We start from the raw sequence: 8544 nt of genomic DNA on the forward strand, positions 1-8544 counted from the left end.
AAAGCTGCTTCTCTTTTTTCGATCTACTACTACCAATTTGATAAGCATACGCTAACTCCCATCACGTCAGACAGCTCGTTTGGCCAGGAGGATCCTATGCCTTTCGTTATTTATGCCTGTGCTCTTTGTGCGTTCGCGCTCGGCCTCAGCGAATTTGTGGTCATCGGCCTGGCGCCGGTGATGGGTGGCGATTTCGCCGCCTCAGCCGCCCAGGTCGGCCGGACCGTCACGTTGTATGCCCTGGGAGTCACCATCGGCGGGGCGCTCCTGACGGCCTTGAGCGCCGGCCTGTCGCGCAAGCGCTTGCTGACCGGGACGTTGCTGGTCTTCGCTGCGGCCCATGTGGCCATGTACCTGGCGCCCAGCCTGCACATTGTCAGCGCTGCGCGATTGGTCGCCGGCATGACCCACGGGGTGTTTCTCGCGGTCGCCGCCAGCACGGCGGCGCAACTGGTGGATAGCCGCAAGTCAGGCAGCGCCGTCGCGATGGTGTTCAGCGGTTTGACCGTCGCCCTGGTCGCCGGGGTGCCATTGGGCGCCTACCTGGGTACCCGGGTAGGCTGGCGCCTGGTACTGCTGGCCGTCGCGGTGGCCGCCTTCATCGGTGTCGCATTGCTGGCCCGCACTGTGCCCTACGACAAACCCAGTGGTCGGGGTGTCTCGCTGGCACTGTGGGCCAAGGTGGTAACCAACCGTGCATTGCTCGCCGTGGTCCTGGTGACCGTGTTGACCTACTCGGCAGTGTTCACCGTTTACACCTATATCGCTGCGTTCCTGACCCAGGTCACCGGCATGTCCGAGAGCAGTGTCAGCGTCGCGTTGCTGGTGTTCGGCGGTGCCGCGATTGTCGGCAATCTCAGCGGCGGATGGCTGCGTGATCGAATCGGTTCCATTGCCGCCTCGCTATGCGTGGTGCTGATACTGATCGTCACCTTGCTGGCCATGAGTGGGCTGGCCCACTCCGCGGTGGCCATGACGGTCATTGTCGGTGCCCTGGGCATTGTTGCCTTCTCGGCGGTCTCGGTTTTCCAGTCGCGCATCATCGAAGTCGCCCAGCGCGTTGCGCCGGACAGCGGTGACATCGCCTCGGGCCTGAATATCGCCGGTTTCAACCTGGGCATCGTGCTCGGCTCGCTGGGTGGTGGCTGGGTGATTGATCACGTCGGGGTGAGCGCCCTGGGCGGTTTCGCCGTGGCCATCTGCGTTGCTGCACTGTGCCTGCTGCTGGTTCAGCGCCTCAACGCGCAACGCATTCAGGTGCTCGAAAACGCCTGATTATCTACCTACCCATTAATCCTCGAAGGAGATTTACATGTCTTATCACGGCAAGAAAGTAGTCATTCTCGGTGGCGGCTCGGGCATGGGCCTATCCTTGGCAGAAAAGATTGTGGCGCTGGGCGGCCAGGCAGTCATCTGCGGCCGCAACACCGCCAAATTGCAGGCAGCGGCTGATCGGCTGGGAGCTGCAGTCAGTGTATCGACCTTTGACCTGGGGGAAGAGCAGGCGGTAAAGGCCGCCTTCGACCGCATCGGCGCCTTCGATCACCTGGTCAGCACGGCCGCACAACTGACCTTTGCCCCGGCCGTAGAACTGACGACCGAGCAGGTGCAGTCCATGCTGGTATCGAAGTTCTGGGGACCTTTCTACGCCTCCAAATACGCGGCGCCGCACATCGCCAAGAATGGCTCGATTACCTTCTTCTCGGGCCTCGCCGCGTATCGGCCTGCACCGGGTGCTTCAGTCGTGGCCTCGTTGAATGCCGGCCTGGAAGGCTTTGCGATGACATTGGCGCTGGAGCTGAAACCGGTGCGGGTCAATGTAGTGTCGCCAGGTGTAGTGGATACCCCCACCTGGGATTTCCTCAGCGATGCCGACCGCAAGGGGCTGTTGGACAGTGTGGCAGCCAGTCTGCCGGTTGGACGGGTAGGGCAGGCAGCCGATCTGGCTGATGCCGCGTTGGCGGTCATGGGGAATGGGTTTATCAGTGCCACGGTGTTGCATGTAGACGGCGGTGGGCGAGTTGCCTGAGGACTTTCCGAGTCTTCCCGAAAGCCGGCGATATCACGCGATACGCCGACGCTGTTCACACAGGACTCCGAGCCGGTCAGCGTTTGCAGCGCTGTTTGGGGGGACCACCTTTGCATAGTCCCCCCTATGATTTTGCGAGCAACCTCAGTGACCAGTCGATCGAGAGTTTCCTGGTCTCCCATCAGAGCGGCGACAGTACCCAGCAGTGGTAACAGAGTCGTCGTTTCGAAGTAGCGTGTCCTGTCGGTGTCTGTCATTTCGCATGGCCATGGCATCTTCGATGTCATCGGTGTCGACCGGCATGTGGACAAAACGCTCAACCCACCGCTTACCAGTGGTAACTCAACTTGGCGGTAACCTCGCGGGCCGGGTTGTAATAGTTCGCCGTGCCGGTACCGACCACGTGTTGCTCATTCAGCAGGTTGCTGACATTCACGGCAAGGTCGGTGCCCTTGGTGATCTTGTATTTGAAGGCAGCGTCGAACAAGGTGGCGCCATCGCTTTTGCCGGTGTTGGCGGCGTTCAGGTAATAGGCCCCCACATAGCGCGCGCCCAGCCCAACGCTCACGTCTGTGCCCGGCACGTCGTAGTAACTCCACAGTGAAGCGGAATGCTTCGGCGCCGTGGTGAACGCGTTGCCTTTCAAAGAGGTGCCGTCGTAAAGCGAGCCTCGTACGACCTCAGAATCCATGTAGGAATAGGCGCCAATCAGGCTAACGTTTTGCGTTATCTGGGCCTTGCCTTCCAGGTCGAGGCCACGGATGTGTGACTCACCCACTGTCTGCTGCTCGATGATGCCGCTCGGCAGCACTACGGCGATCGCGACGTTTTCCTGGGTCAGGTCATAAACGGCTGCCGAGAACAGCGCGTTCATCCCCATGGGCGAGTATTTCACCCCCACTTCGTACTGTTTACCGGTCTGTGGTGTCACGCCAACCTGGGGCGGCGAGACCGATTCGACCATGCTCACATACGTGGAGACTTCATCGTTGACCATGTACGTCAGCGCGCCACGGTAGGAGGTTTTCGAGAAGTTATCCTTGTCATCGAACTGCACGGGGCTGGAGTACAGGTTATAGCCTTTGCTGGTCACATCCATGCTGTCGTTGCGCAGACCGGCGGTCACGATGAACCGATCATAGAAGGACACGTTCTGCTGGAGGAAGATGGCTTTGGTCTTGGTATCGTCCGTCTTCCCGGTATAAGGCGTCAGTGTGCCGGGCACACCAGTGAACACCGGATTGGCGATGTTGATGGAAGACACCAGGTCGTAGACGGAGCTTTCCTTGCTCGACGAGTCGAGGTACTCGACGCCCACCAGCGTGCTGCTGTCGATGTTCTCGAACCGGTGATCGTATTGCAGCATCAGGTTGCCGTTGAACTGATCGGCATCGCTGTCGGTACCCAGCAGGTAGCGGGGGACCGTGGTGCCGACACGAGAGGCCGAATCGCTCAGGTAGACGTAGCCGTAGTTGTCGGTCAGTTCGCTGTAGCGCAGGTTGGCGCGCAGCACGAAACCATTGTCGAAGTCATGGGTGACATTGCCGCTGAGGCTGGTGCGTTCGACGTTGTGGTAATTGAAGCTGGGCTCACCAAAGAACTTGCTGCGGTTGTATTCCTTGTCCAGCGGGTAGCCACCGCTATTGGGCGAGCTGTCGGTCTTCAGGTAATCCAGGATCACGGTGGCCGAGGTGTAGTCTGTTGGCGCCCAGGTCAGGCCGCCCATCACCAGCCGGCTGTCGTCTTGAGAATGGTCGTACTCGCGGTCACTGTTTTGCACTTTGGCGGTGAAGCGGCCAGCCACGGTTTTATCGTCATTCAGCGCGTCGCCCACATCAATGCCGGTTTCGGCATGGTCATAGGACCCGGCGGTTACATAGCCCTCTCCGAACTTTTCGAAGCGCGGCTGCTTGCTGACGAAGTTCACCGAGCCACCCGGGTCTGCCGGGCCAAACAGTGTGGAGTTGGCACCCCGCAGAATTTCGATGCGCTCGTAGGCGAACGGATCTTCGCGCACACCGCGCATCGAACTCAGGGTTAGCCCGTCACGGTAGGTGGTGGCCTGAAAGCCGCGTATCTGGAAGTAGTCGTTGCGATCGTCCGTACCGTAATAGTCACTGACCACGCCCGGGGTGTATTGCAGTGCCTCCTCCGTGGTGCTGACGCTGCGTTGCTCCATTTCCTTGCGGGTCACTACCGACACGGATGCTGGGGTGTTGAGAATACTGGTCGCCACCTTGCCACCGACCCAGAGTTCCTGGGCCACTACCGAGTTGGCGTCGTCGTCGGCACTGACCTTGACCTTGGCATTAACGATGACAGGGGCCAACCGGTAATCGTCGACCGAGGTTGCGCCCAGTTCGAGCGGGCCGGCAGGCTTGGGTTGATTAATCAGCAAGTAGGCATTCGGGCCTTGTTGCTCGATCTGCAACTCGCTCCCCGCCAGCAGGGATGACAGTGCTGTCGATGTATCGAACGCGCCATTCACGCCGCGGGTGGTGCGGTCGGCGACGCTGGAAGCATCGTAGGACAGACTGATGCCAGCCTCCCGTGCGAAGCGGTCGAGCGCTGGCGCCAGTGGGCCGGCGGCGATGTTCCACTGCTGGATCTGGTTGCTGTGCTCAGCGCTTGAAGGTTGTGCTTGCGACGGCAGCGCGTAGCTGCTGACGATCAAACCCAGGATTGCGCCGTTCAAGGCACGATTCAATCGATGGCGCTGTGGAACCGGGTACACACTCATTTCTCGCTCTCGCTCCGTGGAAGGTATCGGCAGACTGGCCTGTATTCCGGCCTTCCTTACAGGTCGAACAAGAATGAGAAAACACCTCATTATTTTTTCGCTACCTGCAAAAAGCGAGCGAGTTCAGCTGGCGGCTGTCAATGTCACCCAGTACCGGGTTCGATAATCGACTCGCAAACGCAGTGACTGCGCGACCAGTGCCAGGACCTGGTCGAGGTTGGCAAGCTGAAAGGTGCCGGACACGCGGCGGTCCGCAACCGCGTCGCTGCAACGCAGTACGCCGGGGCGATAGCGCGACAACTCCCCGATAAAATCTCTGAGCAGCATGTTGCGCGCGCTGATCACCCCGGAACTCCAGCTCCATACATCAAGGCCGTTATCCCTGAGCTCGCGGACGCCGCCTGATGCAAACAGCAATCGGGTTCGGGTGAGGACGCTGTTGCCACCGTTGTCGGCAACGGGCTGGCTTGATCCAGGGAAGACCGTGACAGCCCCTCCCTGCACCGCGAGCAGGGTGCCGTCGTCACGCTCGCGCGCCAGGAGGCGGGAACTCTGGGCCCGCATGACTCCGTCGCGTGTCTGCACCCAGAACGGTCGAGTCTGCGCCGAGCGCTCATCGGCGCCGACGTTCACGATGAATTCACCACGCCGCAAAATGATCAGGCGTTTGCGTGTGTCGAAAACGCTGTCGACAGCGCTGTTGCTGTTGAGCTGGATCAAGCTGCCATCATCCAGCTCGAAGCTTCGTTGCTCGCCGGTTGCACTGTGTTGCTGTGCAAGCATGGCCGGCAGGGGGGTGTACTCTCGGCCGAGCCAGGCCGTCGCGCTGGCAGTGGCCAATATGCTCAGCAGCTTCAGGCTATCCCGTCGGCGTATTCCACGGTCGGCGCTATCGAGGGTATGCCGAGCAAGTTGAACCGGGATGCCAGTGAATTCATCCCCGAGCGCTTCCACACGCTGCCACGCCAACAAATGCTCCGGTCGCTGTTGCAGCCACTGCTCGAACGTGCGCCGGGTCTGTTCATCTGCGTGATTGAATCGAAGGCACACTAGCCAGTGGATCGCCTTGTCGACGACGGCCGGCTCCAGCGCCCCTTGGTTACGCATCGACATAACGCAAGCGATAGCAGTGTTGAAGAGCCTTGGCTAAGTCGCGTTCCACCGTCGCGCGGGAAACGCCCAGGATTTCCGCTATCTGTGCACAGGTCAAACCTTCGAGCTGGGCAAACAGAAATGCCTGGCGAACTCTCGGTTTAAGCTGATCCAGCATGCGGTCAATCCTCTCGAGCGCATCAAGAATCAGCAGCCGACTTTCTGCCGAAGGTACCTCTTGCTCGGGCAGTAACTTGACGCTCTCCAGGTAGGCACGTTCGAGTTCGCTACGACGATACTGATCGATCATCAGCCCACGGGCGATGCTGCTCAGATAGGCACGGGGCTCGCGCAAGGGGTTTGATTGACGGGATTTGAGCAGGCGAACGAATGTGTCTTGCGCCAGATCTGCCGCATTTTCGCGACATCCAACACGTCGGCTCAGCCAGCCGTGTAACCACGAGTGGTGGGTGCGATAGAGCTGCCCCAGATCCGGCGTACCTAGCGTATCGTCGCTGTGCATCGGCATTCCGCCAAAAAACATAATTGATAATGAATCGCATTATACCTAAGGGTTACGGCTCGGGCAATTGGGCTCTTATGGCGATGTCCTGGCTGTGGGGGCCGTGGTACAGCCTCGTTACGCGAACAATGCCGAGAGACGTGCTACAAAATTGAACGAGTTAGAATCGGTTACCTGGATGAGGTGGGTTCCTGGGGGCATTTGAAAAGCGCTCAGGGGGCGGCTAATCCATAGAGCGAGGAAGGTTTATGTTTGGAAAATATCCCGATCAAGCTACGGATCGTCGATGCGCGGTGTGGGGTGGAGGCGGTTTTGTTATTGCGGGTTTGTTGTTCTTTTTTTGGGATGGGTCTGTGGCTGCTGGATTGATTTTTTTCTTGCCTGGATGTGTATTTTCATCTGCAGCTATTTTCTGTAACCACTCGGGTTTCGAAGCGGTAAAGAAAGTTGGTAGGGTTCTTGATTGGTTTTCTTGAGTGGTGAAGATCCGGATTTGGTAGCTTCCTGAAGTGTCTGCGACTGAAGCCCAAATCAGACCGTCGTTTTGCTCGGCTTGATCAGGTTATGCGCAGGAATGTCCAGCATTTCATCGCCTTATAGACGATCAGCGGCATCATGGCTCGAGTTTCGCTCAATGATCATAGCTACTGAGGGCCGCGGGCTCCAATACGGCGGTAACATCCTCCTCCCTCAGAACCCAAAAACATCCCTGAATGCTTTTTTTCTCAAATGGCCCCATGTCAACGCTTGTCTGACCAAGATCGAAGACAGCACACCATGATGCTCGCATCCGTGCATCGAGCAGGTTCGCGGATTGAGAGCTTTCCTCACAGATAGCCCGCTCTTGGTCAAATTCGAGTTCGTCCGACTCCGATGCATAGATGTACCAGCGATTGAGTACGTAATGCCAAAGGTCGAAACAGGACGCGACGATCTCCACATTGGGAACGGACAGCTGTAGTACCACAGGATCGTCCAGCCCAGAGAGGTCCTCAATGTAGGGTTTCGCGCAGTCAGACTGCCGCCGGATCCAGCACCACCAGGGCGACAGACCAGGTGCCGGTGGATGAATATCTGCGCTGACCATGGAGGTTTTCATCCAATCGTAGGCTTGCTGGAATATTGGATCATCGTCGGCCTTGGCCACCGGGCAGGTTAAAGTGCCATGGGCCTCGAGAAGTTGCCATGTAGCACGTTCCAGGATGGTCCAGCATTCGATGCGGCCCTCGATGGCGAGGTTGGTCTGCCATTTCTGAATAAAAGCTTTACTCGGCAATTCAAGCGACTCATTGGGGGGAGCGATAGCGTGATGAAGCGGAAAATCAACCGGCATTCAAACTCCAGCGGCGGCCACGCATTGCCGCAACTTGCACATTACTCGCGAAGTTGCCTTCGTCGGCTTCCCTGACCGCCTGCTCGATCTGCGCGGTCGGCGTTTTTCGTGTTCGATGTCATCACAAAGGAAATCCATAGCCAAATAGGTAGCGCTCTGGCGATCGAGCCTGGCGAGGTCAGCGAGAGAGCTGGAAAGCGCTTCCGAGAGGTTTAGCGATGTCCCGGTAATGACAACGTCGGCGTCGGGCGGCGAGTGCGCATGTTACACCATCAAACCCCGTCGGGATTCGGAAGACTATCGCCGGGCGCATCTGAAACTGCTCGACGATAGAAGCCGCAAGTGTGATAGCTGGTACGGTGGCAAATGAGACATCCCTGAATAATTCTGAACCAGCATCGACCTCAGCATGCCTAACCTCAACAAGCTCCACATCTTGCGAGCTGAGGAAGGTCAGTCATGCAGATGGCAACGTCAGAACAACAAAGGCTGGCAATGTTTGCAATCATCCAGCAGCTTGAGGCGCAAGGCATCGACCTTGAGGCCATGGCTGAGGGCGCGAAGCTGCGGATATTGGGCAGCCCTCAGCTCTGCACGCTCCCGGGCCATTTCCGCGTTCGCTGTGCTACCGCAGTGGACGAGCTGATCGCAGAAGCGTTGCGTGTGGACTAGCCAAGTCAGTGGGGCAGGGCGGTAGCCTGTTTCAACTCACATGCCCAAGGCGCTATACCTCGGCACACCGCATCACTACCTGATGCACCGCGGCGTCTGATTCCCGAGCTAACGCCCGGTCCCACAGGGGTAGGGCGCAGATGTAGCGTCACTCC

The 8544-nt window shown here is 58.6% G+C and carries 8 protein-coding genes and 1 pseudogene; 4 read left to right on the forward strand and 5 right to left on the reverse strand.

The window, feature by feature from the left end; genetic code table 11:
* The first annotated feature begins 96 nt into the window (after positions 1 to 96).
* Together QBK88_RS20025 and QBK88_RS20030 are read left to right on the forward strand one after the other, a co-directional pair.
* Positions 97 to 1275: an MFS transporter gene (locus QBK88_RS20025; RefSeq protein ID WP_277963398.1), complete on the forward strand. Its 1179-nt coding sequence runs from the start codon at positions 97 to 99 to the stop codon at positions 1273 to 1275.
* A 37-nt stretch (positions 1276 to 1312) separates the two neighbouring features.
* Complete coding sequence (locus QBK88_RS20030) at positions 1313 to 2029, forward strand: SDR family oxidoreductase (protein ID WP_277963399.1); 717 nt, start codon at positions 1313 to 1315, stop codon at positions 2027 to 2029.
* Between the two features lie 328 nt (positions 2030 to 2357).
* On the opposite strand, the gene QBK88_RS20035 is transcribed toward QBK88_RS20030, so the two are convergent.
* From QBK88_RS20035 to QBK88_RS20045, 3 genes are all read right to left on the reverse strand, one after another.
* On the reverse strand, positions 2358 to 4769 hold the full coding sequence (locus QBK88_RS20035) for a TonB-dependent siderophore receptor (RefSeq protein ID WP_277963400.1): 2412 nt from the start codon (positions 4767 to 4769) through the stop codon (positions 2358 to 2360).
* A gap of 123 nt (positions 4770 to 4892) precedes the next feature.
* Positions 4893 to 5882: a FecR domain-containing protein gene (locus QBK88_RS20040; protein ID WP_277963401.1), complete on the reverse strand. Its 990-nt coding sequence runs from the start codon at positions 5880 to 5882 to the stop codon at positions 4893 to 4895.
* Positions 5869 to 6384, reverse strand: a complete 516-nt coding sequence (locus tag QBK88_RS20045) for a sigma-70 family RNA polymerase sigma factor (protein WP_277963402.1) — start codon at positions 6382 to 6384, stop codon at positions 5869 to 5871. Before QBK88_RS20045 ends, QBK88_RS20040 begins: the two co-directional genes overlap by 14 nt.
* 248 nt (positions 6385 to 6632) lie before the next feature.
* Here QBK88_RS20045 and QBK88_RS20050 point away from each other — a divergent pair, with 248 nt between their 5' ends.
* Positions 6633 to 6860 carry a hypothetical protein gene (locus QBK88_RS20050; RefSeq protein WP_277963403.1) on the forward strand — a complete coding sequence of 76 codons (228 nt, stop codon included), beginning with the start codon at positions 6633 to 6635 and terminating at the stop codon, positions 6858 to 6860.
* Positions 6861 to 7015: 155 nt separating this feature from the next.
* Here the strand turns inward: QBK88_RS20050 and QBK88_RS20055 are convergent, their stop codons facing one another.
* Both QBK88_RS20055 and QBK88_RS20060 read right to left on the reverse strand, forming a co-directional pair.
* Positions 7016 to 7717, reverse strand: coding sequence for a DUF3841 domain-containing protein (locus QBK88_RS20055; RefSeq protein WP_277963404.1), 702 nt, complete (start codon positions 7715 to 7717; stop codon positions 7016 to 7018).
* Positions 7707 to 7948 (reverse strand): annotated as a pseudogene (locus QBK88_RS20060) (CopG family transcriptional regulator). The gene QBK88_RS20055 and the pseudogene QBK88_RS20060 overlap by 11 nt, the downstream one beginning before the upstream one ends.
* A gap of 228 nt (positions 7949 to 8176) precedes the next feature.
* On the opposite strand from QBK88_RS20060, the gene QBK88_RS20065 reads away from it, so the two are divergent.
* Positions 8177 to 8389, forward strand: coding sequence for a hypothetical protein (locus tag QBK88_RS20065; protein WP_277963405.1), 213 nt, complete (start codon positions 8177 to 8179; stop codon positions 8387 to 8389).
* Positions 8390 to 8544 lie beyond the last annotated feature (155 nt).

The sequence above is a fragment of the Pseudomonas sp. RIT-To-2 genome (assembly GCF_029623465.1).
Lineage (GTDB): Bacteria > Pseudomonadota > Gammaproteobacteria > Pseudomonadales > Pseudomonadaceae > Aquipseudomonas > Aquipseudomonas silvicola.

What these genes read in the sequence shown, in the direction of transcription:
- QBK88_RS20025 (WP_277963398.1), top strand. Translation starts at nt 97, where the DNA reads ATGCCTTTCGTTATTTATGCCTGTGCTCTTTGTGCGTTCGCGCTCGGC.
- QBK88_RS20030 (WP_277963399.1), top strand. Translation starts at nt 1,313, where the DNA reads ATGTCTTATCACGGCAAGAAAGTAGTCATTCTCGGTGGCGGCTCGGGC.
- QBK88_RS20035 (WP_277963400.1), bottom strand. Translation starts at nt 4,769, where the DNA reads ATGAGTGTGTACCCGGTTCCACAGCGCCATCGATTGAATCGTGCCTTG.
- QBK88_RS20040 (WP_277963401.1), bottom strand. Translation starts at nt 5,882, where the DNA reads ATGTCGATGCGTAACCAAGGGGCGCTGGAGCCGGCCGTCGTCGACAAG.
- QBK88_RS20045 (WP_277963402.1), bottom strand. Translation starts at nt 6,384, where the DNA reads ATGCACAGCGACGATACGCTAGGTACGCCGGATCTGGGGCAGCTCTAT.
- QBK88_RS20050 (WP_277963403.1), top strand. Translation starts at nt 6,633, where the DNA reads ATGTTTGGAAAATATCCCGATCAAGCTACGGATCGTCGATGCGCGGTG.
- QBK88_RS20055 (WP_277963404.1), bottom strand. Translation starts at nt 7,717, where the DNA reads ATGCCGGTTGATTTTCCGCTTCATCACGCTATCGCTCCCCCCAATGAG.
- QBK88_RS20065 (WP_277963405.1), top strand. Translation starts at nt 8,177, where the DNA reads ATGCAGATGGCAACGTCAGAACAACAAAGGCTGGCAATGTTTGCAATC.